This window comes from Nocardia sp. NPDC051750, assembly GCF_044453135.1.
In the GTDB taxonomy this organism is placed as follows: Bacteria; Actinomycetota; Actinomycetes; order Mycobacteriales; family Mycobacteriaceae; genus Nocardia.
Genome location: NZ_JBITCK010000001.1, coordinates 1,273,306 through 1,294,642 on the forward strand (window position 1 = coordinate 1,273,306; position 21,337 = coordinate 1,294,642).

Below are 21,337 nucleotides of genomic sequence, written 5' to 3' on the forward strand. Positions count from 1 at the left end.
ATACCGCTGCGGCGGGTTCAGCCCACGTGCACGGGCACGTTGGCCCAGCCGGCGACGTTCGTCGTCGTGGCTCGCTGCAGACCCTCTCGGTCGAGGGTGAACTCCGGCATGACGTCGAGTAGGGCGTCCAGGGCGATCCGGCCTTCCATCCGGGCCAGGGCAGCGCCCAGGCAGCTGTGGATGCCGTAGCCGAAACCGAGATTGTGCCCGGAATGCGGGCGGTCGATATCGAATCGGCCGGCATTGTGGAAAGCGTTCTCGTCGCGCGTGGCCGAGGCCAGCAGCATCAGGACGTGGCTGCCCTGCGGGATGGTCCGGTCGTGCAGGTGGACGTCGCGCAGGGCCTGCCATTGCTCCGGGTGGTCGGCGAACAGTACGGCGGCGATTCCGATGAGTTTCGCGACGGTTTCGGCGCCCGCGCCGCCCAGTAGCGAGATGAAACCGGCGATTTCGAGATCGGTCAGCCTGGTCGCGACCCCGTCGCCGCGGTCTACTTCGGCCTCGATGAGACGGCTGATCATATCGTCGCGGGGGCGGGCACGCCGTTCCAAGATCAACTCGAAGTGGTAGCGCCCGGCCTCCTCGATCGCCTGTTTCGCTTCCGGGCGCATACCGGTTTCCCCGGGCCGGCGTTCCAGCGGTATCGCGTGTTCTGCTGCTCGTAGCGACCGAAGGCGGCGAGCAATGCGCGACCTCATCCGTCCGATGATCGAGGGTCCGGACGTCGATATCGTCGCCGCGGCGATCATCCGCCTCGCGGCCTGTCATTACGTGGTCCCGGGCGACGACCGCGCGACCTTCCTCGCCCAGTTGCGGCATGTGGCGGGCATCCCACTCGCGTAGCTGGAAATAGATAGTTAGCCTATGTAATAATATTGGAGTGCAGCCGAGCCCGGTGACCGATGTGGACGACACCGTCGTCGATCTACTGGTCACCGCGGGTCGGCTCACGCGCGCGGCGGGAACGCTCAGCGTCGACGACCTGCCGCGCGCCACCGTGCGCGCACTGGCAGTACTCGAAGAACACGGTTCGCTGCGCGTCAGCGAATTCGCGCGTATCGATCGCACATCGCAACCCACGGCGACCGCGCTCATCGCCCGGCTGGTGGGGGAGGGCTACGCCTCCCGGCACCGCGACCCGGATGATTCCCGCGCAGTCGTCGTAGAACTCACCCCGGCCGGGCACGCCCGGCTCGCCGCCTCTCGTGCGGCCATGCGTGACGCGTTATCGGGCCCACTACCCGGATTCGACGCCGAACGCCTGACCGGACTCGCCGCCGACCTGCGGGAACTGCTGACGGCGATCCGGGAATCGACCGGGAACCACACGTCACCGAGGAAACACCGATGAGCATCACCACCAGGATGGCCACCACGCCGACCACCAGCACATCGACCGGGCAGCCGAAGGCGGTCTGGGCCGTCGCCTTCGCCAGCGTTATCGCATTCATGGGGATCGGCCTGGTCGACCCGATCCTCAAACCCATCGGTGAACAGCTCAACGCCTCCCCATCGCAGGTATCGCTGCTGTTCACCAGCTACATGCTCGTCACCGGTGTGGCCATGCTCGTCACCGGTGTCGTCTCCAGCCGCTTCGGTGCCAAGAAGACGCTGCTGGCCGGGCTGGCGCTGATCATCGTCTTCGCCGCGGCCGCGGGACTATCGGATACGGTCGGGCAGATCGTCGGGTTCCGGGCCGGTTGGGGTCTGGGCAACGCCCTGTTCATCGCCACCGCGCTCGCCACGATCGTCGGCGCCGCCACCGGCGGGGTTGCCAAAGCGATCATCCTGTACGAGGCCGCGCTCGGTATCGGTATCGCCACCGGACCGCTGGTGGGTGGTTTGCTGGGCGGAATCAGCTGGCGTGGCCCGTTCTTCGGTGTCTCGGTGCTGATGGCCATCGCCTTCGTCGCCATCGTCGTACTCCTGCCCGAAGGGCCCCGGGCTGCGAAACCGACCTCGCTGGCCGCGCCGTTCAAGGCGCTGCGGCATCGCGGGCTGCTGGTGGTGAGCATTACCGCGCTGCTGTACAACTTCGGTTTCTTCACCCTGCTCGCCTACACCCCGTTCCCGCTGGATATGGGCACCTACGCGATCGGCTTCATCTTCTGCGGCTGGGGCATCTTGCTCGCGATCTCCTCGGTGTTCCTCGCCCCGAAACTGCAGGCACGGTTCGGCACCCTGCCGATGATCGCGCTCGCGGTCGGGCTGTTCGCCGCCGATCTGGCGGTGATGGCGCTGTTCGCCGAGCACAAGCCGGTGCTGATCGGCGGAGTCGTCATCGCCGGCCTGTTCCTGGGCGTCAACAACACCCTGATCACCGAAGCCGTCATGATCTCCGCGCCGGTGGAACGCTCCACCGCGTCCGCGGCCTACAGTTTCGTCCGGTTCGCCGGTGGCGCGGCCGCGCCGTGGCTGGCGGGCAAACTGGGAGAAACCAGCATTTCGCTGCCGTTCTGGGTCGGCGCCGCGTGTACCGCCGTGGGTGTGGTGGTGTTGCTGGCCGGCCGGAGTGCGCTCGCTCATATCGACGACCACGACCCCGCCCCGCACAGCGTGGAAGAAGCGCAAGCGGTCACGGTCGGAGACTGACCTTCACAAGAGGTCGCCCGGCAGGCCCCGCCCATCGGCGGGGCCTGCCTTTTGCGTCCGGGCCGGCGACACCCCGGCGTAGGCTCGAGAAGTATGACCGAGGCGCAGCGAGACGAGATCCGGGTCGAGACGATCCAGAAGCGAGTGCGGGTCTACTTCGGCGGGCAGTTGGTAGCCGATACCGTCCGGCCCGCACTGGTGTGGGAGATCCCCTACTACCCGGCCTACTACATACAGGTAGCCGATCTGCGCGCAAAACTGGAACCGGACGGCACCACCCACCCCTCGCGGCGTCGCGGTGACGGGGTCGGATACGACGTCGTGGTCGACGGTGCCGTCGCGGCCGGTGCCGCCCGGATCTACCCGGACGCACCGCAGCTGAGCGAACTGGTGCGGCTGGAATGGAACGCGATGGACGAATGGTTCGAGGAGGACGAACCGATCTACGTCCACCCGCGCGACCCGTACTCGCGCGTCGATATCCTCGCCAGCTCGCGACACGTACGCGTCGAGATCGACGGCGTCACCGTCGCGGATTCACGGACCCCGCGCATCCTGTTCGAAACAGGTCTACCTGCCCGCTACTACCTGCCGCTCACCGATATCCGGATGGACCTTCTGCGGCCCTCGGACGCCCACACCAGCTGCCCGTACAAGGGTAATGCCGACTACTGGAACATCGAGGTCGGCGGCACCGAGTATCCGGACCTGGTGTGGATCTATCGCACGCCGACGCCGGAGAGTCAGAAGATCGCCGGTCTGGCCTGCTTCTACAACGAGAAGGTCGATATGTACCTCGACGGCGAGTTGCAGGAGCGTCCGAATACGCAGTTGGGGTGAGGTGAATGGCCCCCCGGCGCGGTGTTTATCGCCGAGGAGCCCGGTATCGGCGACCGCGCCACCGGACGCACCGGTACGCGCCCGGAGATCAGCACCACCGAACGCCTGGTCGACTTCCAGGAACTGGTCGCAACACCGACCACCCGTTGAGCCCGCACGTGTAGTCGACACCCGCCCATTGTGCGACAAAAACTATTACAACAGTGGGCGGGTTCGCCCCTCTCGGCAGGACGAACACCACACGGCGGGTGTACCGGCGGTCCGGATGCACCTGCGCGAAACGGGCTCGGGCTCAGCCGGCCGATTCGGTGCCGCGGGCGAGGGCTGCGACCGTCTCGATCCGAGTCAGCGCGTCGGCGATGATCCGGTCGATCAGTTCCTGACAGGTAGGGAGGTCTTCCAGGATGCCGGTGACCTGACCCGCAGCCAGCACCCCGGCCTCGGTGTTGCCCTCGACCAGCCCGGCGCGCAGCAGCATCGGTGTGTTGGCCGCCATGATGACCTGGGACCAGGTGAGGTCCTTGGCTTTGCGCATGGCCAGGCCGTCGCGGACGATCGTGGACCATTTCATCCCGGTCATGCTCTTGAAGCGGGCCGCGTTGCCGACCGCCGCGGTCAGGCCGCGGATCCGGCCGGAGTTCTCCAGCTTCTGCACGAGTTCGGTGTTCAGCACCCGGTGCGGCATACCGTCCACCTTCGTGGACACCACGGTTTCGCCGAGTTGCCGGCTCAGGTATTCCTGCTTCACCGCTTCGGGGACGCTGCTCTCCTGGGTCAGCAGGAAGCGGGTGCCCATCGCGACCCCGGCCGCCCCGTAGGAAAGAGCCGCGGCCAGGCCGCGTCCGTCGAAGAAACCGCCGGCCGCCACGACCGGGATATCCACCGCGTCCAGTACCGACGGCAGCAGCAGCGTGGTGGCCACCGGCCCGGTGTGCCCGCCGCCTTCACCGCCCTGCACGATCACCGCGTCTGCGCCCCAGGACGCGACCTTCACAGCGTGCTTGGCCGCGCCGATCGACGGGACCACCACCACGCCCGCGTCTTTCAGCTTCGCGATGAGGTCCTTCTTCGGGGCGAGAGCGAAGGACGCGACCTTCACCTTCTCGCGAATGAGCAGGTCGATCCGCTCGGGTGCGTCGGAGGCATCGGCGCGGATGTTCACGCCGAACGGTTTATCGGTCTGTGCCTTCGTTTTCGTGATCGCTGTTTCCAGCTCGGCGTAGGTCATCGTGGCCGAGGCCAGGATGCCCAATCCGCCGGCGTTGGACGTGGCCGAGACCAGACTGGGCCCGGCGACCCAGCCCATACCCGTCTGCACGATGGGGTGCTCGATCCCGGCGAGTTCGGTCAGCGGGGTCCGCAGCCGGGGCGTCATTGCGGGACCTCCTTCTCGCGGATCTTCTTGGGATCCAGAACTTCGCGAATGATCCGCAGTTCCTCGGTGCTCGGCAGCCGGGTTTCCCCGGCGGTGCCCAGATCGGCGATCTCGAATGACGTGTTCTCCGCGACCTCGTCGACGGTCACGCCGGGGTGCAGGCTCAGTGCCCGCATGGTGTGGCCGGGACCGTTGAAATCGAAAACACCGAGATTGGTGACCACCTGGTGGACCTTCATGAAGCGGAAGGCGGGGTTCTCGGGGTCGACCTTGTCGTAGCCGATGCCGGCGACGATATCGACCTTGTCGCAGAAAACCCGTTTGTTGTGCCGCGCGACCCAATAGCTCGTCGGGTGGTTGATCGTATTTCCCGGAGCGCCACGCACCCCGAACATCTGCCGGGTCGGCTGCTGCAGCGGGCCGAAAGCGGAGAGGTTCTGGTTGCCGTAGCGGTCGATCTGGTTGGCGCCCATCACCACATGGCGGCGGCCCGAGGCCAGTACATCGAAGACCCGGCGGAACGGGATCCAGCCCTCCACCGGTGCCTTACCGCCGATGGGCGGTGTTTCGGCGAGGAAGAACGCCTCGCCGTCGGAGAGCAGCAAATCGGGTTCGAAGGTGAGTTTCGCGAGCCGCGCCCCCAGTTGGGCCATCGGCGTCATGGGGCTGGCGAAGATTTCTCCGGCATCGCGGAAGATCTCGGCGCAGGCGATCGCGCACACCTCGGCCCGGGTGATGGTTTCGGTGCTGGTCACCGCTCCTCCTTGAATCGCGCGACGGCAGCCTGGTAGTCGTCCTCCGAGCCGCTCAGGTAGGTGTCGACGAAGGTCTGCCAGGTCTCCGGCGACCCGGCGGCTTCGACATAGTGCCGCTGGAACTTCTCGTCCCGGCCGTAGCTTTCGCCGCCGAGCGTGAAATGGGCGCCGTTGGGGGCCTCGGCGACCGCGTCGACCATCATCCGGTTCAGCAGCAACGATTGCGGGGGAACGGTTTTCACCAGTTCCTCGGTCTCCACGATGCGTTCGACCGAGAGGTAGCGCTTCTCGGCGGCCATGCAGAAGAGATCGTCCATATACGGGTCCACGCCCTGGTAGGCGGCATTGCCGTGCGCGTCACCGAGGTTCAGGTGCACCAGCGCCGCGTCGAGGTTGAGCGCCGGCATGGCGATCAGGGTTTCCGCCCGGCCGTCCGGACCCGGATACGGCGAGGTGACGGTCCGGAGTTCGCCGTCCCAGAAGTTCGGCACATCCGAGCCGAGGCCCGCGCGGATCGGCAGGAACGGCAGCCGCGCCGCGGCCGCCTCGAGCCCGCATTTGAGCATGCCCTCGTCCATTTCGCGGGCGACGATCTGCCCGGAGGTGCGGGCCTTCGCGAACCAGGGGTCGTAGAACGGCGCCGAGTCGAGGGAGACGAAACCGTAGTAGGCCTTGCGTACTTTTCCGGCCGAGAGCAGCAGGCCGAGATCGGGCCCGCCGTAGGTGACCACCGTCAGGTCGGTGATGTCCGACCGCAACAGTGCCCGGACGAGGGCCATCGGCTTACGTCGCGACCCCCAGCCGCCGATCCCGATGGTCATTCCGCTGCGCAGTTCGCCGACGATCTCGTCCAGCGATTTCCGCTTGTCTCGCATGGTTTTCCGTTCCACCAATTTAACGATCCTCCGGATCGGTGTCAGTTCTTGCCCTTTTGCGCCGCGAGATCCGCGTCGAAGCGTTCGCGGATTTCGTCCGAGGCTCCGGAGAGGTTCAGTTCGAAGGTGAACCCCTGCTCGTAGCGGTAGCTGCGGTGCACGTCCTGCACGTCGATACCGTTGAGCGCGCGTTTGGCCGCCCGGATCACCCGGCCGTCCTTGGCGGCGATGTCCTTGGCGACCTCGAGCGCCGCGGCATCCAGCTCTGCACGGGGAACTACCTTCAGCACCGAGCCGTAGTGGTGCAGTTGCTGGGCCGTGGCCGTGCTCGCGGTGAAGAACAGCGCGCGCATCAGGTGCTGGGGGACCAGCCGGGACAGGTGGGTCGCGGCGCCGAGCGCGCCCCGGTCGACCTCGGGCAGGCCGAAGGTGGCGTCCTCAGAGGCGATGATGATGTCGGAATTGCCCACCAAGCCGATACCGCCGCCGAGGCAGAAGCCCTGGACCGCGGTGACCACCGGTACCGGGCAGTCGTACACCGCGCCGAACGCCTCGAAGCAGCCGTGGTTGGCGTCGATCAGCGCCTGGTGTCCCGGCGTCCGCTGCATCTCCTTGATATCCACGCCGGCGTTGAAGCCGCGGTTCTCCGCGCGCAGAACCACCACCCGGGTTTCCGGGTCGCGCCCGGCGGCGCGGATCTCGTCGGCGAGGGCGAACCAGCCGTCCGAGGGTATGGCGTTGACCGGCGGATAGTCGACCGTGACCACGGCGATACCGGCGGATTCCGTATGGCGCTTGATCCCCATCGCGTATCCCATCTCGCATTCTCGAGCATCTTGGCTAAGCAAGCAATTGCTTGGTAGGTTAACACGGTGGCACTCGAAATCGACCTGTCCGATCGCGTCGTTCTGGTAACCGGGGGCGTCCGCGGTGTCGGTGCCGGTATCAGCCGGGTCCTGCTGGCCGCCGGGGCGACGGTGGTGGCCTGCGCGCGCCGACCAGCGGATACGCCGGTCGCGGCGGACGGGCGTGAAGTCGACTTCCTGCCCTGCGATGTGCGCGACGCCGACGCGGTGCAGTCGATGATCGCGGAGATCGTGCGCCGGCACGGCCGGCTGGACCATGCGGTCAACAACGCCGGGGGAGCGCCCTACGCGCTGGCCGCCGACGCCAGCCCGAGGTTCCATTCCAAGATCATCGAGTTGAACCTGGTCGCCGCCCTGCATGTCGCGCAGGCGGCACATGCGGTGATCAGCCGGCAGGAGTCCGGCGGATCGATCGTCAATATCTCCAGCCTCAGCGGTCACCGGCCCTCGCCCGGCACCGCCGCCTACGGCGCGGCCAAGGCCGGTGTCGACGCGCTCACGGTCTCGCTCGCCGCGGAATGGGCACCGCGCGTCCGGATCAACTCACTGGTCGTCGGCGCGGTGGAAACCGAACTGAGCGAACTGCACTACGGGGACGCCGACGGTGTCGCCGCGGTCGGGAAAACCATTCCCATGGGCCGGCTGGCCCGGCCCGAAGATGTCGGCAACGGCGTGGCCTTCCTGCTCTCTCCGCTCGCCGCGTATATCAGCGGCGCGACCCTGCAGATCCACGGCGGAGGTGAACCGCCGGCGTTCCTCTCGGCCGCCACCGCGGCCCATTCCGCCGACTCGGCGAACACCGCGCACTCATGAATCGACGCGGCGGGCGGTGGCACCGCAGTTCCCACTCGGGATCGGGTTCACCGGGCACGACGATCACCAGTTACGACCATCGACGATAGGAACGGATATGGCAACCGAGGGCATCTGCGCCGGACGGACAGTCATCATCACCGGCGCCGGCCGGGGAATCGGCCGCGCGCACGCACTGGCCTTCGCGGCCGCAGGCGCAAAGGTCGTGGTCAATGACATCGGCACCAGTCTCAGCGGTGAATCGACGACGGAAACGCCCGCCGAGCAGGTGGTTTCCGAAATCCGTGCGGCCGGAGGCGAAGCGGTCGCCAACGGCGACGATGTGGCGAGCTGGGACGGCTCGCAGCGGTTGATCCAGCAGGCCGTAGATACCTTCGGCGGACTCGATGTGCTCGTGAACAACGCCGGATTCGTCCGCGACCGCATGCTGGTCAACCTCGCCGAAGACGAATGGGATTCGGTGGTCCGAGTCCATCTGAAGGGCCATTTCGCCACCATGCGGCATGCGGCCGCGTATTGGCGCGCGGAATCCAAAGCCGGCCGTCCGGTCGACGCCCGGATCATCAACACCAGCTCCGGCGCCGGCCTGCAGGGCAGCGTCGGTCAAGGCAACTACGGTGCCGCCAAAGCGGGTATCGCCGGTCTGACGCTCACCGCGTCGGCCGAATTCGGCCGCTATGGCGTCACCGTGAACGCCATCGCGCCCTCCGCCCGCACCCGGATGACCGAAACAGTTTTCGCCGACATGATGGCCAAACCGGACGATGGGTTCGATGCCATGGCGCCGGAGAACATCTCGCCGATCGTGGTGTGGCTGGGCAGCCCGGAATCGGCCGGGATCACCGGCCGGATGTTCGAGGTCGAGGGTGGTCGTATCGCCCTGGCCGAAGGCTGGCGGCACGGCGTTCCGGTGGACCGCGGAACCCGCTGGGACCCGGCCGAACTCGGCCAGGTGGTGTCGGAACTGATCTCGAAGGGCAACCCGCCGGAGCCGGTCTACGGGGCGTAAACCCCACCCTGAGTACCCGGCGGGCCGCATAGTCGAGTCTGCGCCCGCCGGGTTGCTCCGGCCCGGTCAACGGGCCGCGATGGATCGCGGTCCGGCGTGCCTGCGGTCGCCCTGAAGCGATTTGGGGCCGCCACTGCCGGGGAGTCGGCCCGCCGAGTCGCGGCTGCATCGACCGGCCGATGAGCCGGCCTGCCCGGCCGCAAGTCGGCAGCATGGTGTGCGAAATCCACATTCACAGCTTGCGGACCTCACCCGGTGGCGGGGTACCCGGGCGCCGGGAGTGGCGCGGGTCGCCGGATCTCGCTGTCGTCCGCTGGTCCGTAGTGCCGATGGTGTCTCCGGCCGAGGGACGCCGCCATGGGGAGACGGGACGCCGTGCGCCGCCGGAATCCGCCGCTGTGCGGGTGGCTCAGTTACCGCATCCGCCGACCGGTAACTGTGAGTAATTCCATGCTCGTTCGTGGTGCCACCGCTGTGGCCTCTCGCTCCACCTGCGGCGCAGTGCGGGGCGGCTGCTGTCTCGCGGCTTTGTTATGCGCCGGTCAGGGCGCTGGTTTACTATGGGCAACCATCTGTTCGTTCTGCCCGGAAGGCGTCATCACCGGGGGATCCGCAATATCGATCGAGGGGATGGCTGGCGCATGGCCGTTGGTCGCAGCAAGCGATTACTCGCGGTAGCCGGGGCCGTTGGTTGCCTCGGGCTACTCGGGGGGCCGGGATACGCCGTAGCCGAACCGGGCCGCGCTCCCGTTGTGGAGCAGGGGCCGACCGGGAGCGGGGACCAGGGGACTACGCCACCAGCAAATACTGCGCCCGAATCCGGGCCGGTGGGTCCACTCGCGATCCCGGGCCGGCAACCGAACGGCGGCGCCGAGGCGAACCAAGAAGCTGTGCCGCCACTTGGGGCCCTGCCCGTCCCCGGCCTGGGTACCGGCAGTGCTGCCCCCGCACCGGCGAACATTCCTCCCGCATCTCCCGCGACGCCGGGTGGTACCGATACCGGTAGCAGCGGAACGGATTCCGGAGACGTGGCCCAGTGGGAACCCTTGAACATCCCGGGCCGGAGTAGCGCCGCGGACACCGGGCAACCGGTCGAGCCCGCGGCGCCCGCCGCACCCGTGCAGGTAGCAGAACCTGTCGGGCCCGTCGGTCTCGGTACGGCGCTCGGAACGATTCTCGCCACCGGTTCCGCGGCCGTCGGGTCGGCCGCGGTCGCCCCCTTGGCGATTACCGGTTCCGCCGCCGCCGGAACAGGCTCCGCCGCCGTGGGTACCGGTTCGGCTGCCGTGGGTACCGGTTCGGCTGCCGTCGGCTCCGCCGGGCTGGGCGCCGGTGTGACCGGCTCGGCCGCGCTGGGCACGGGCTCCGCTGTGCTGGGCACGGGTTCGGCGGCGTTGGGTTCGGCCGGTGTCGGTGTGCTGGGTACCGGTTCGGCGGCGTTGGGTTCGGCCGGTGTCGGTGTGCTGGGTACCGGTTCGGCGGCGTTGGGTTCGGCCGGTGTCGGTGTGCTGGGCACGGGTTCGGCGGCGTTGGGTTCGGCTGCCGTGGGGTCCGCGGCCGTGGGTTCGGCCGGTGTGGGTTCGGCGGCGCCGCTGCTTCTCCTGTTGCTGCCCGTGCCTCCGGTATCGCCGGCGCCGGTCGGTCCACCGCTGGCACTGCCGGCTCCGGGAGGCGGCGGCGCGGGCGCCGGTGGCGGGGCAGGTGCACCCGCTGTTGCGGCCGGTGCGGGTGTTCCCGCTCTTGCCGTGCCGCCTGTCGGGGCACCCGGCAGTTCTGCCCCGGATACCGCTGCGCCGTCGGTGGTCGCGGCTCCGCCGAGCCATGCCGTGCGGCCTACCAGCGCAGAGGGACTGCTCCCCGAACCGAAACTGCTGTCGGTGATCGGTGGCCTGATCGCATTGGCAATCGCCGGTGGTGGTTCGGCCGTGATGAGCTATCAGAGCGCGGCACAGGCGCAGGCCCGGATCGACGCCGCGCGCGCCGAATTCTTCGGAACGGGTGCGTGATCGCCATGACGCAGCACGGAACCGAGAACACTCGTACCTCGCAGAGCAGAACACCGGGCACTCGTGCCTATCGCCGGGTCGCGGCCGCGGTGGATGCGGTCTGCGCGATAGCGGCCGACGCCGACGCCACCACGCTGGAACAGGTGGTGGACGCGGTGGCCGCCGAGCGCGGCCGGCCGATCGAGATCGCGGATGCCGATCTCGGTCCCGGTGTATGCGGGCAGCGGCGGTACTACCCGGCCAAGGACATCATCGTCCTGGCCAGCGCGCTGCCGAGCCGCGACCATACGCTCGCGCACGAACTGGGGCATATCGTCTTCGATCACGAAGGCGCCCCGGCCACGGATGTCACGCTCGAGGTGAGCGATGAGCTCATCGCCTACATGCTCAGTCAGCGCGCGCATGAGTCCGCGGTCGACGACGGCGAGGACGATCAGGCCGAATGGGAGGCCGAAACCTTCGCCGCCATGCTGATGACGCGGTTGCGCGTATTCAACAGCCGGGGCGCGGGCGTCTCGGTCCTTCGATTCGATGAGGCTCTGGGATGACGTTCTGGTTGACCGCCCTGGTGGTGTGGGTCGCGGCCGGCGCCCGGGTGGGGCGCGTACTCGTCAAACCGGCCACCACCGCCCGGGTGGCGATCGTGGTGGCCGTATCCGCTGTGGCCCTGGCCTGTACCGCGGCCATTCCCGAGGTCGGGCTGGCGATCGATAACCTGCTGCCCGGCGGATTGCCCGGCGGGCTGCTCTCCGAAGGGGTGGTGACCGGTTCCTGGCTGTTGTTCGTCACCGCGACCTCGGTGGTCGCGTCGGCGGCCTGGCCGGTGGTTTCGCGCCGGAACCTACGTCAAATCGCCTGGGGCATATACGGGATCGGTGTTCTCTCCATCGCCGGCGCGTTGGCCTGGACCTTCGTTCTCGGCTGGGCCGTGACAGCAGCCGCGGGAATCTTCGTTCTCGTCACCGGGCTGCGGAACCTGAGCTGGACCGCGCTCGGCCGGGGTATCGCGATCTACATCACCGGGACCGCGCTGGCCGTCGCGTTGGCCGCCGGGCAGATCCAGCGCGGGCTCACCGGTGCTTCCGGCGCCGAGCCGGGGCAGCCGGCCTGGGCCTGGCCGTTCTGGCAGGTGGCGGCACTGCTGATCGCATTCGGCGCGGTATGGATCGTGGTCGAGATGTGGATGCGGGCGCGGTTGTTGTTGCGCCGCGTGCAGACCTTGCACAAGGTTCTGGTGAAACGCTTCCCGGAGGTGGTCCAGGAAGAGACCGGTACATCCACGCAGCTCAAGGCGTCGGACCGAGTGGCGCAGATTATGGACGCCCTGTACCTGCAGTCCGGTGGTGGAGTGGAGATCGTGGCGGCAGGTGAGCCTCCCGCGGCGGTCGGCAGGCGCGCCGAACGAGTGGCGCAGTGGGCGAAGCATCCGCTGGGCCCCGCAGTGGTGGACGCCCGGTGGATCGCGCCGCCGGCGGGCATCAGTCCGCGCGGTTGGGTGCAGGCGATCGCGCAGGCCTTCGACGCGCTGCCGGAACAAACACCGCAACAGGAGGCTGCGGTTCGCTAGTTGCCCGGCGTGTGCGGTATGTCCGTTACGTCACTGTGATATGGCAGTGGTGCGGGCTCGAATCATGCCGAGTGGTCGGTACCGTGATTATCGGATACCGCAGATCTTCGCGTGCGACGATACTGCCACCGCAGGAATTTTCTCCGCCGGTGGGAACACCACGGTAGGGATTTCGTCGAACAGGAGCAGACGCGGTGCGACCCGGTTCGGATCGCACCGCGTCTGCTTCCGGTCTTATTCGGTCCCGTCCGGCGGAACTTCAGGCAAACCCTCGCTCGCACGCAGTTTCTCCGCCATGGAGGTCAGGAGGTTCTGCGACTCCTCGGAGAGGTCGAAGGCCCGGCTGGAGAGCCGCCGCAGCCCGTAACCCTGTAGCTGCGAGAGGAGTTCGAGGTCATGATCGATCTTCGCGGCATAGATGTCGTTGAAGAAGTAATCGGGCTTGACCTTGAAGAACTTCGCCAGGGCGGCGACTGTCTCATCGGACGGATTCGTCCGCTGGCCCGACCGTAACTGCGACAGATACGGTTTGGAGATCGGATGACCGGATGCCGTCAGTGCTGCCGCTACCTCTGCATTGGTATGCGGCTTTCGCCCCGGGGGATGCACGGTTTCGAACAGCTTGTTCAGCCGCGCCGCGAAATCAGCCATTGTGAGCCGCCCAATTCCCTTCACTGTACTAACAGTCGTTATCTCGGATACCTATCATTGATATTAGCGGCTCAGTAACTGAAAACCTACGCCTGATTCGGGATTTCCTTGAAGCTTCTAGGTGTGTATCCGGAGAAGTGGACCGAGGCATCGCGTTTGCGGGTTACCCGCACGGATCTTGCGGACACCTGATACAGGCAGGTCGCCGCCCGTCGCGGGGGTCTTCCCGGACAGGCGGCGAGTAACCTCCGGGTAGCTGATACCCCTTGGAAGGCGGTCTATATCACTTTGTGTGGCGTACGACACGTCTGCTGAACGTTGAGATGAACGTTCAACCTACGGTGTGGAATTTCCAGGGGATCCGGGGCTTGCACATGTGATGTGGCACTACTGCCCCGGATCCCGGGGGCTGTACCGAGAATTCGGCTGATGATTCAGAGACGCTCGATGATCGTCCCTGTCGCGAGTGCGCCACCGGCACACATGAGCACCATGGCGACATTGCGGTCGGACCGCTCCAGTTCGTGCAGTGCCGTGGTGATGAGCCGGGACCCGGTGGAGCCGACCGGGTGGCCCAGCGCGATCGCCCCGCCGTTCACATTCACTCGGTCGAAATCCGGCTGGTGAACCTGGGCCCACGACAATGCCACGGAGGCGAATGCCTCGTTGATCTCGAACAGATCAATATCGTTGATACTCATCCCGGACCGCTCGAGTAGCCGGCTGCAGGCCTGGACCGGACCGTCGAGATGGAACTCCGGCTCCGCGCCCACCAGGCACTGGGTCACCACCCGGGCCCGCGGACGCAGGCCTTCGCGCTGGGCGGCCTTCTCGTCCATCAGTAGCACTGCCGCGGCGCCGTCGGAGATCTGCGAAGAGGTGCCGGCGGTGTGGATACCACCCTCCAGAACCGGCTTCAGCTTGGCGAGGCTCTCCGCGCTCGTCTCCCGCAGACCCTGATCCCGGCTCACTTCATGCTTCTCGCCGGTCGGGTTGCCCTCTTTGTCGACGACCGGGGCGGTGAGCGTCAGGACTTCGCGGTCGAACCGGCCCTCGGCCCAGGCCTGGGCGGCCAGCCGCTGCGACCGGACACCGAGTGCGTCCACATCTTCGCGAGAGATACCGCGCCGCTTGGCGATCCGTTCGGCGGCCTCGAACTGATTGGGCATATCGATATCCCAGGATTCGGGCCGCCGCGGGCCGGCGTTCTCGCCGACGTTGGCACCCAGTGGGACCTGGCTCATGGCCTCGACGCCGCAGGCGACACCGATATCGATGGCGTCGGTGGCGATCAGACCGGCGATCAGATGGTTGGCCTGCTGGGCCGATCCGCACTGGCAGTCGATCGTGGTGCAGCCGATCTGCCACGGCAGACCGGCGGTGAGCCACGCGGTACGGGTGATGTTGTTGGACTGGGCGCCGGCCTGGGTGACGCAGCCGCCGATGACCTGTTCGACCTTCGCGGGGTCGAGGTGGGCGCGATCGAGCAGCCCGCGCTGGGCGAGACCGAGGATCTCGGCCGCGTGCAGGCCGGACAGCCAGCCGTTGCGCTTGCCGATGGGGGTGCGAGCTGCCTCGACGATAACGGGAGTGCCCATGGTGAACCTTTCGTTTCGGACATAAAACTGTAACGTGTTCCGCACACAGGCAAGGGCAAGTTCAGTCCGGTTTCTTTCCTCATACACCCGCCTGTGCTTCAATGATTGTAGAACGTGTTTCAGTTTGTCGAAGGAGACATCTGGTGGTGGATACGCGCATGGGCCGGCCGAACCTGCCGGACGGGTTCGATGTCACGGACCCCGACATGTACGTGCAGCGGGTGCCGGTCGAGGAGTTCGCCGAACTCCGCCGTACCGCACCGATCTGGTGGCAGGAGAAATCGCCGGAGGTCGGCGGTTTCCACGACGACGGCTTCTGGGTCGTCAGCAAACATGCTGATGTCAAGGAGGTGTCGCGGCGCAGCGATGTGTTCTCGACGTTCGAGAACACCGCGCTGCCGCGCTTCAACGACGATATCGAACGTGAGCAGATCGAACTGCAGCGTTTCATTCTGCTGAACATGGATCCGCCCGAGCACACGCGGATGCGCAAGATCATCTCCCGCGGGTTCACCCCGCGCGCGATCAACTCGCTGCGGGAGGAGCTGTCGAAGCGGACCGAGGCCATCGTCAAGGCCGCTGCCGAGACCGGGTCCGGTGACTTCGTCACCCAGATCGCCTGCGAACTGCCCCTGCAGGCGATCGCCGAACTGATCGGTGTCCCGCAGGAAGACCGGATGAAGGTGTTCACCTGGTCCAACGAGATGACCGGCTACGACGATCCGGAAATCGATGTGGACCCGGTGCAGGCCTCCACCGAACTGCTCGGATACGCCTACGCGATGGCCGAGGCTCGCAAGGCCTGCCCGGCCAACGATATCGTCACCACCCTGGTCGAAGCCGATATCGACGGCGAAGCCCTCAAATCCGAGGAATTCGGTTTCTTCGTGATGCTGCTGGCGGTCGCGGGCAACGAGACCACCCGCAACGCCATCACCCACGGCATGATCGCCTTCCTGGAGAACCCGGACCAGTGGGAGCTCTACAAGAAGGAACGCCCCAAGACGGCTGCCGACGAGATCATCCGCTGGGCCAGCCCGATCACCACCTTCCAGCGCACCGCGCTCGAGGACACCGAACTGGGCGGCGTCCAGATCAAGAAGGGCCAGCGGGTCCTGATGGTGTACCGGTCGGCGAACTTCGACGAGGACGTCTTCGAGAACCCGGAGAAGTTCGACATCATGCGCGAGGACAACCAGCATGTGGCCTTCGGCGGTACCGGCGCGCACTATTGCATCGGCGCCAACCTGGCGAAGCTGGAAATCGACCTGATCTTCAACGCGATCGCTGATCACATGCCCGATATCACCAAGCTGGGCGACCCCAAGCGGCTGCGTTCGGGCTGGCTGAACGGTGTCAAGGAGTTCCAGGTCGACTACAAGACCTGCCCGATGACGGGTAAGACCGCGAGCTGAGTTCCGCGGCGCGAGGGTGCCCCGCCCGCGGCGACGCCGTGGGCCGGGCAGTATCGGAAACGAGTGTGCGTCGCGCAGTTGTGGCGGCGGCGCGGCCCACAGCTTCGGCCCCGCACCAGGATGAATGGGTGCGGGGCCGAAGCTTTTCCTCGCACTATCGTCGGGCGATCCGCCCGCGGCCTTCGCCGCGTAGGTTATCCGGTTTCCGTGGTCGGAGGACTGCCGGTTCGTACGACCGACCGCACACGGACCGGAAGCCGGTGGGGTGCAGACGAATCGGCCCCCGCACCACCAATGGTGCGGGGGCCGATTCGTTGGAGAAGCTGATCGGACGGCGGACTGTGAGGGGCAGTCCGGGAACCGATCAGCCGATCGGGGTGGCCGTGGCCATCGCGCGATCTACTTCCCAGAACGCGCGGAGGGCGAGAATCTTCCCGGAGTCGTCCACCTTGTAGGTGAAAACACCTTCGGCGTCGATGCGGTGGCCACCGATGATGCTGCGGATCGTGCCGGTGAAGGCGACCTCTCCGCCGCAGGCGAAGGAATCACCGAACAGGAACTCGATCGAATCGGTGCCCGCTATCGCCTTGTCCCAGAAGGCCGCGATCGCTTCGGGTCCGCGGTGTCCCTTGCCCTCGGGGTCGAAACCGGACGGCCCGATCGGGTCCTCCACGATCCCGTCCGGCGCGAACAGCGCGAGCCAGGCGTCCTTGTCCCGGGCGCGGACCGCGGCCTGGGAAGCAAGACCGGCCGCGCGTGCGGGATGCTCGTCGGTGCTCATGAGTTTCCTCTCGACAAACCGTGGTGCCGCCGGGGGCGGCACCACGGGTGCTCAGGTGATCGGGTTCTGGATGTTCTCTTCGGCGAATGTGCGCAGTGCGTCTTTCTTCGCCTCGAGTTCACCGTCGAATCCGATACCGGCGGCCAGCCAGGGCACCACGATCGCGTCGGTGACACCGGCGTCGTACTGCTCCTGGTATCCGTCGCGGCCGAACTTGTCGATGCAGACAGCCTGGATCTCGAACGGCATATCGGCGCGCCCGTGTTCGGCCCGCAGCTCACCCAGGCGGGCGATGGTGGTCTGGAGATCGGCGAATTTCATCATCGCCGAGGTCCACCCGTCACCGACCTTGGCCGCCCGACGCAGCGCCACCTCGGTATGCCCACCGATATAGAACGGAACCGGTTCGCTCGGCGCGGGGCTCATCTGCAGCTCGTCGAAATCGAAGAACTCGCCGTGATATTCGACCATGCCGCCGTCGAGGACCTTCTTGATGACCTCGATCATCTCGTCGACCCGCGCACCGCGGCGGGCGTAGGGCACGCCGCACCATTCGAATTCCTCAGGCGCCCAGCCGATTCCGACACCGAACCCGAACCGGTTACCGGACAGATTCGCGACCGACCCGACCTGGCGGGCGAGCAGGAGCGGATTGCGGGAACCGAGTTTCAGCACATTGGTGTAGAAGCGGAGCCGGGTGGTCACCGCGGCCATGGCGGTCGCGGCGATCAGCGGGTCCACCCACGGTGTCTCCGGACCCCAGAAGCGGCTGCCGTCCGGGGTATACGGATAGTCCGCCGCCTGGGATTTCATATAGAACAGCGAATCCGGCAGGGCGATCGAGGTGAACCCGACCTCCTCCGCGGTGCGGGCGAGTTCGGGCAGCTGGTCCAGCGGACTCAGCGCGATGCCCAGGCTGAACTTCAATGTCATCGGCGTTCCGATCCCACAACCCACATCGAGAAGTACTGCGAACCGCCGCCGTAGGCGTGGCCCAGCGCCTTGCGGGCGTTTTCGACCTGGTAGTCCCCGGCCCGGTCCATCACCTGCTTGGCGGCTTCGGCGAACCGGATCATGCCGGAGGCGCCGATCGGGTTCGAAGAGAGCACCCCGCCCGACGGGTTGACCGGGAGCGCGCCACCGATTTCGGTTTCCCCTTTGTCGGTGAGTTTCCAGCCGTCACCGGGAGCGGCGAAACCGAGGTTCTCCAGCCACATCGGCTCGAACCAGGAGAACGGGACATAGATCTCGGCGGCATCGATCTCGGCGAGCGGGTCGGTGATCCCGGCCTGCGCCCACAGGGCCTTGGCCGCATCCTGGCCGGCCTGCGGGTTCACCTGGTCGCGGCCGGCGTAGGCCAGCGGCTCGGTGCGCATCGCGGTGGCGTGGATCCAGCCGACCTTCTTGCCCGACGCTTCCACCGCGGTCGCCGACTTCTCGCCGCCGATCACCACGGCGCAGGCGCCGTCGGAGGACGGGCAGGTCTCGTCGAACCGGATGGGGTCCCAGAGCATCTGGGAGGCCAGTACCTCTTCCGCGGTCTTATCACCCTGCTTGAGATGGGCGTGCGGATTCTTGGCCCCGTTGCGCCGATCCTTGGCCGCGACCGTGGCGCCGATATGCAGCGGAGCGTTCGAACGCCGGATATAGGAGCGCACATGGGGTGCGAAATAACCGCCCGCGCCCGCGCCGACCGGCATGGTGAACGGCACCGGAATCGACAGGGCCCACATGGCGTTCGATTCCGACTGCTTCTCCCAGGCGATGGCGAGCACCTTCTCGTGCACGCCACCCTGCACCATATTGGCGGCCACGCAGGCGGTGGAGCCGCCGACCGATCCTGCGGTGTGCACCCGCAGCAGCGGTTTGCCGGGGGCACCCAGTGCGTCGGCCAGGTACAGCTCGGGCATCATCATGCCCTCGAACATGTCGGGCGCCTTGCCGATGACGATCGCGTCGATATCGGCCATGGTCAGGTCGGCATCGGCCAGTGCCCGGTCGATCGCCTCACGGCACATCCCGGCCATCGAGACATCGCTGCGCTTGGCAACGTGATGGGTCTGTCCGGTGCCCAGCACCGCGGCGGGGAAACTCATCGGCGGGCCTCCGAATCCAGGACGGTCACAAGGTTCTGCTGCAGGGCCGGGCCGCTGGTGGCATGCGCCAGCGTGCGCCCGGCGGTGCCCGCCATGATGGGCAGCGCGGCATAGCCGATACGTTCCAGCCCGGTGGCGAACATGGGGTTTCCGGCCAGCGCGCCGCCGGACGGGTTCACCGAGGTCTCCGGTTTCAGTCCGAGCGCTTCGGCGAGGATGAGCTGCTGGTGGCTGAACGGCGCGTGCAGTTCGGCCACATCGATCCCGGTGGTGTCGCCGCCGGTCACCGACTGCCCCGCGGCCGCCGCCGAGGGCGAGGTGGTGAGATCGCGGGCGCCCAGAGCGCTGGAGTCGATCCGGTGCGCCATACCGGTGATCCACGCGGGACGTTCGTTCAGTTCGCGGGCGCGGTCACCGACCGCCAGCACGATGGCCGCGGCACCGTCGGTGATCGGCGCGCAGTCGTGCGCCCGGAGCGGGTCGGCGACGTACGGGGCGGCCAGCAGATCGTCGACCGATGTTCCGTCGACGGTATGTGCCGCCGACACGGCCGCCATATCGCGTTCGGTCCAGCGGCCGGCATCCAGCCCGGCGCGGGCCTGGAGTCCGGCGATGGCCAGCGAATCCGGCCACAGGGGAGTGACCAGGTAGGGGTCGAGCTGGGTGGCCAGTACCTGGCGCAGCGTGCTCGCGGAGGATTTCCCGAAGCCGTACACGAGGGCGGTCTTCGCCTGTCCGGAGCGGAGCTTCACCCACGCCTCGTACAGGGCCCAGGCGGCGTCCATTTCCACATGGGATTCGTTGATCGGCGGCACGGCACCGATCGAATCGATCGCGGAGATGAACGAAAAGGAACGCCCGGCAAGGAAGTCCGATGATCCGGAGCACCAGAAGTCGATATCGGACTTGGTGATGCCGAGCTGGTCGTAGAGCTGCTGGAAGCAGGGCACCAGCATCTCCACACCGTTGGTGGTGCCGTAGGTCTCCGGCACATGCGGTGCGTGTGCGAAGCCGACGACGGCGATATCGGTGGCGTTATCGGTGGAACGCTCGGTGATGGTCACGCGGGGAGCCCTCTCACAGGTGATGCTTGTAGGTGTCGTAGTCGGCATCCGGCTCGCCGGTCGGCTCGAAATGGTCGATATTGGCCATGGTGTAGTCCCACTCCTCGCGGGGCTTCCACACCACCTTGACCCGCATGCCCATCCGCACCTCGCTGGCCTCGCAGCCGAGCACCAGATGCAGGAAAGGAATATCCGCACCGTCGATCAGTACGTACGCGGCCACATAGGGCGGTTTGATCCGCTGCCCCTGGAATGGCACGTTCACAATGCAGAAGGTGGTGACGGTGCCTGTATGGGACAGCTCGACCATATCGGCGGTGGAGCGTCCGTCGACCGGATCGACGCCGCGCGGCGGGAAGTACACCTTGCTGTCCGCGTCGGCGCGACCGCCGATGAGCTTGCCCTCCTTCAGGCCGCGCAGGAAGGCGGTCTCCTCGGGGGAGGCGGTGTGCTTGTAATCCATCGAGATCGGCGTGGTGATCATGGTGACCGGTTCGGCGTCGGATGCCGGAGCCGGTGTCGCCGTGGGCGTCTCACCGGGTTCGAAGCACGCGATGTCGTGGATGGTGCCGGTCGTCTCGGCGGCCCAGCGGGCGACCACCCGCATACCGGTGCTGATCTGCTCCGGGCTCTGCACATCCACCGCGTGCAGCAATGCGGTGTCCGCGCCGTCGAGCTGGATCAGCGCGAAGGCGAACGGCCGGTCGAAGGGCTGGCCCGGGAGCGGGTCGCGGACCCAGCTCCAGGACTTGACGGTGCCCGTCGAGGCGACCTCGACGAACTCCGACAGCGGTTCGGCGGTCACCGGATCGTATTCGGCCGGCGGTACCAGAACCCGGCCGTCGGAGCCGCGGTTGCCGAAGATTCGGCGCTCGCGGAGTCCGGTCAGATACTTGCCGATGGTGGGTCCCACGGAACGCGTGTAGTCGAACTGCATCCGCAGGGGCGCACTGAGCACATCGCTCGGTTTCAGTCCCGGCGGGCGTTCCTGCGTAATTACCGTGGGTGCAGTATTCCCATGAGTCACGATATCG

The 21,337-nt window shown here is 66.9% G+C and carries 22 protein-coding genes and 1 pseudogene; 11 read left to right on the top strand and 12 right to left on the bottom strand.

All coding sequences use genetic code 11. The features are described from left to right. Nucleotides 1-17: 17 nt before the first annotated feature. Nucleotides 18-638, bottom strand: a pseudogene (locus ACIA75_RS05600) (cytochrome P450); the annotation flags it as partial. Between the two features lie 46 nt (nucleotides 639-684). Between ACIA75_RS05600 and ACIA75_RS05605 the strand changes: the two are divergent. From ACIA75_RS05605 to ACIA75_RS05625, 5 genes are all read left to right on the top strand, one after another. Further along, the gene (locus tag ACIA75_RS05605; RefSeq protein ID WP_397100223.1) at nucleotides 685-843 is read left to right on the top strand and encodes a hypothetical protein; all 159 of its coding nucleotides are present in this window, start codon (nucleotides 685-687) and stop codon (nucleotides 841-843) included. A 37-nt stretch (nucleotides 844-880) separates the two neighbouring features. Further along, nucleotides 881-1,351: a MarR family winged helix-turn-helix transcriptional regulator gene (locus ACIA75_RS05610; protein ID WP_397100225.1), complete on the top strand. Its 471-nt coding sequence runs from the start codon at nucleotides 881-883 to the stop codon at nucleotides 1,349-1,351. A 14-nt stretch (nucleotides 1,352-1,365) separates the two neighbouring features. Continuing rightward, on the top strand, nucleotides 1,366-2,592 hold the full coding sequence (locus ACIA75_RS05615) for an MFS transporter (RefSeq protein WP_397100974.1): 1,227 nt from the start codon (nucleotides 1,366-1,368) through the stop codon (nucleotides 2,590-2,592). 93 nt (nucleotides 2,593-2,685) lie between these two features. After that, the gene (locus tag ACIA75_RS05620; RefSeq protein WP_397100227.1) at nucleotides 2,686-3,432 is read left to right on the top strand and encodes a DUF427 domain-containing protein; all 747 of its coding nucleotides are present in this window, start codon (nucleotides 2,686-2,688) and stop codon (nucleotides 3,430-3,432) included. Nucleotides 3,433-3,453: 21 nt separating this feature from the next. Then, complete coding sequence (locus ACIA75_RS05625; RefSeq protein WP_397100229.1) at nucleotides 3,454-3,582, top strand: hypothetical protein; 129 nt, start codon at nucleotides 3,454-3,456, stop codon at nucleotides 3,580-3,582. A gap of 142 nt (nucleotides 3,583-3,724) precedes the next feature. Here the strand turns inward: ACIA75_RS05625 and ACIA75_RS05630 are convergent, their stop codons facing one another. From ACIA75_RS05630 to ACIA75_RS05645, 4 genes are read right to left on the bottom strand one after another with little or no spacing between them, the layout of a single operon-like run. Next, a complete protein-coding gene (locus ACIA75_RS05630) occupies nucleotides 3,725-4,807 on the bottom strand; it encodes an NAD(P)H-dependent flavin oxidoreductase (RefSeq protein WP_397100231.1) in 1,083 nt (360 codons plus the stop codon). Continuing rightward, nucleotides 4,804-5,562, bottom strand: a complete 759-nt coding sequence (locus tag ACIA75_RS05635; RefSeq protein WP_397100233.1) for a CoA-transferase subunit beta — start codon at nucleotides 5,560-5,562, stop codon at nucleotides 4,804-4,806. Before ACIA75_RS05635 ends, ACIA75_RS05630 begins: the two co-directional genes overlap by 4 nt. Further along, a complete protein-coding gene (locus tag ACIA75_RS05640; protein WP_397100235.1) occupies nucleotides 5,559-6,437 on the bottom strand; it encodes a CoA transferase subunit A in 879 nt (292 codons plus the stop codon). Before ACIA75_RS05640 ends, ACIA75_RS05635 begins: the two co-directional genes overlap by 4 nt. 41 nt (nucleotides 6,438-6,478) lie before the next feature. Then, complete coding sequence (locus tag ACIA75_RS05645) at nucleotides 6,479-7,243, bottom strand: enoyl-CoA hydratase family protein (RefSeq protein WP_397100975.1); 765 nt, start codon at nucleotides 7,241-7,243, stop codon at nucleotides 6,479-6,481. Between the two features lie 66 nt (nucleotides 7,244-7,309). On the opposite strand from ACIA75_RS05645, the gene ACIA75_RS05650 reads away from it, so the two are divergent. From ACIA75_RS05650 to ACIA75_RS05670, 5 genes are all read left to right on the top strand, one after another. Continuing rightward, nucleotides 7,310-8,116, top strand: coding sequence for an SDR family oxidoreductase (locus tag ACIA75_RS05650; RefSeq protein ID WP_397100237.1), 807 nt, complete (start codon nucleotides 7,310-7,312; stop codon nucleotides 8,114-8,116). Nucleotides 8,117-8,213: 97 nt separating this feature from the next. Further along, complete coding sequence (locus tag ACIA75_RS05655; RefSeq protein ID WP_397100239.1) at nucleotides 8,214-9,125, top strand: SDR family oxidoreductase; 912 nt, start codon at nucleotides 8,214-8,216, stop codon at nucleotides 9,123-9,125. An 890-nt stretch (nucleotides 9,126-10,015) separates the two neighbouring features. Further along, a complete protein-coding gene (locus ACIA75_RS05660) occupies nucleotides 10,016-11,131 on the top strand; it encodes a hypothetical protein (protein WP_397100241.1) in 1,116 nt (371 codons plus the stop codon). 5 nt (nucleotides 11,132-11,136) lie between these two features. Further along, nucleotides 11,137-11,679, top strand: coding sequence for an ImmA/IrrE family metallo-endopeptidase (locus tag ACIA75_RS05665; RefSeq protein WP_397100243.1), 543 nt, complete (start codon nucleotides 11,137-11,139; stop codon nucleotides 11,677-11,679). Beyond that, nucleotides 11,676-12,698: a hypothetical protein gene (locus ACIA75_RS05670; RefSeq protein ID WP_397100245.1), complete on the top strand. Its 1,023-nt coding sequence runs from the start codon at nucleotides 11,676-11,678 to the stop codon at nucleotides 12,696-12,698. The genes ACIA75_RS05665 and ACIA75_RS05670 overlap by 4 nt, the downstream gene beginning before the upstream one ends. Nucleotides 12,699-12,932: 234 nt before the next feature. Here ACIA75_RS05670 and ACIA75_RS05675 read toward each other — a convergent pair whose 3' ends face one another. Together ACIA75_RS05675 and ACIA75_RS05680 are read right to left on the bottom strand one after the other, a co-directional pair. Beyond that, nucleotides 12,933-13,349: a helix-turn-helix domain-containing protein gene (locus ACIA75_RS05675; RefSeq protein ID WP_014348820.1), complete on the bottom strand. Its 417-nt coding sequence runs from the start codon at nucleotides 13,347-13,349 to the stop codon at nucleotides 12,933-12,935. A 434-nt stretch (nucleotides 13,350-13,783) separates the two neighbouring features. Then, nucleotides 13,784-14,947 carry a steroid 3-ketoacyl-CoA thiolase gene (locus ACIA75_RS05680; RefSeq protein ID WP_397100248.1) on the bottom strand — a complete coding sequence of 388 codons (1,164 nt, stop codon included), beginning with the start codon at nucleotides 14,945-14,947 and terminating at the stop codon, nucleotides 13,784-13,786. A 158-nt stretch (nucleotides 14,948-15,105) separates the two neighbouring features. On the opposite strand from ACIA75_RS05680, the gene ACIA75_RS05685 reads away from it, so the two are divergent. Further along, entirely contained in the window at nucleotides 15,106-16,362 is a 1,257-nt protein-coding gene (locus tag ACIA75_RS05685; RefSeq protein WP_397100977.1) for a cytochrome P450, read from the top strand. 364 nt (nucleotides 16,363-16,726) lie between these two features. On the opposite strand, the gene ACIA75_RS05690 is transcribed toward ACIA75_RS05685, so the two are convergent. From ACIA75_RS05690 to ACIA75_RS05710, 5 genes are read right to left on the bottom strand one after another with little or no spacing between them, the layout of a single operon-like run. Continuing rightward, complete coding sequence (locus ACIA75_RS05690; RefSeq protein WP_397100250.1) at nucleotides 16,727-17,143, bottom strand: nuclear transport factor 2 family protein; 417 nt, start codon at nucleotides 17,141-17,143, stop codon at nucleotides 16,727-16,729. 51 nt (nucleotides 17,144-17,194) lie between these two features. Beyond that, nucleotides 17,195-18,070 carry a TIGR03619 family F420-dependent LLM class oxidoreductase gene (locus tag ACIA75_RS05695; protein ID WP_397100979.1) on the bottom strand — a complete coding sequence of 292 codons (876 nt, stop codon included), beginning with the start codon at nucleotides 18,068-18,070 and terminating at the stop codon, nucleotides 17,195-17,197. Nucleotides 18,071-18,072: 2 nt separating this feature from the next. Beyond that, entirely contained in the window at nucleotides 18,073-19,239 is a 1,167-nt protein-coding gene (locus ACIA75_RS05700) for a thiolase domain-containing protein (RefSeq protein WP_397100252.1), read from the bottom strand. Further along, entirely contained in the window at nucleotides 19,236-20,303 is a 1,068-nt protein-coding gene (locus tag ACIA75_RS05705; protein ID WP_397100254.1) for a thiolase domain-containing protein, read from the bottom strand. The genes ACIA75_RS05700 and ACIA75_RS05705 overlap by 4 nt, the downstream gene beginning before the upstream one ends. Nucleotides 20,304-20,316: 13 nt before the next feature. Beyond that, on the bottom strand, nucleotides 20,317-21,330 hold the full coding sequence (locus ACIA75_RS05710) for a Zn-ribbon domain-containing OB-fold protein (RefSeq protein ID WP_397100256.1): 1,014 nt from the start codon (nucleotides 21,328-21,330) through the stop codon (nucleotides 20,317-20,319). Nucleotides 21,331-21,337 lie beyond the last annotated feature (7 nt).

Excerpts from the sequence above, each read along its gene's own strand:
- ACIA75_RS05675 (WP_014348820.1), bottom strand. The coding sequence starts at position 13,349 with ATGGCTGATTTCGCGGCGCGGCTGAACAAGCTGTTCGAAACCGTGCAT.
- ACIA75_RS05670 (WP_397100245.1), top strand. The coding sequence starts at position 11,676 with ATGACGTTCTGGTTGACCGCCCTGGTGGTGTGGGTCGCGGCCGGCGCC.
- ACIA75_RS05655 (WP_397100239.1), top strand. The coding sequence starts at position 8,214 with ATGGCAACCGAGGGCATCTGCGCCGGACGGACAGTCATCATCACCGGC.
- ACIA75_RS05645 (WP_397100975.1), bottom strand. The coding sequence starts at position 7,243 with ATGGGGATCAAGCGCCATACGGAATCCGCCGGTATCGCCGTGGTCACG.
- ACIA75_RS05630 (WP_397100231.1), bottom strand. The coding sequence starts at position 4,807 with ATGACGCCCCGGCTGCGGACCCCGCTGACCGAACTCGCCGGGATCGAG.
- ACIA75_RS05605 (WP_397100223.1), top strand. The coding sequence starts at position 685 with ATGCGCGACCTCATCCGTCCGATGATCGAGGGTCCGGACGTCGATATC.
- ACIA75_RS05665 (WP_397100243.1), top strand. The coding sequence starts at position 11,137 with ATGACGCAGCACGGAACCGAGAACACTCGTACCTCGCAGAGCAGAACA.
- ACIA75_RS05700 (WP_397100252.1), bottom strand. The coding sequence starts at position 19,239 with ATGAGTTTCCCCGCCGCGGTGCTGGGCACCGGACAGACCCATCACGTT.
- ACIA75_RS05615 (WP_397100974.1), top strand. The coding sequence starts at position 1,366 with ATGGCCACCACGCCGACCACCAGCACATCGACCGGGCAGCCGAAGGCG.
- ACIA75_RS05685 (WP_397100977.1), top strand. The coding sequence starts at position 15,106 with ATGGGCCGGCCGAACCTGCCGGACGGGTTCGATGTCACGGACCCCGAC.
- ACIA75_RS05620 (WP_397100227.1), top strand. The coding sequence starts at position 2,686 with ATGACCGAGGCGCAGCGAGACGAGATCCGGGTCGAGACGATCCAGAAG.
- ACIA75_RS05690 (WP_397100250.1), bottom strand. The coding sequence starts at position 17,143 with ATGAGCACCGACGAGCATCCCGCACGCGCGGCCGGTCTTGCTTCCCAG.
- ACIA75_RS05680 (WP_397100248.1), bottom strand. The coding sequence starts at position 14,947 with ATGGGCACTCCCGTTATCGTCGAGGCAGCTCGCACCCCCATCGGCAAG.
- ACIA75_RS05640 (WP_397100235.1), bottom strand. The coding sequence starts at position 6,437 with ATGCGAGACAAGCGGAAATCGCTGGACGAGATCGTCGGCGAACTGCGC.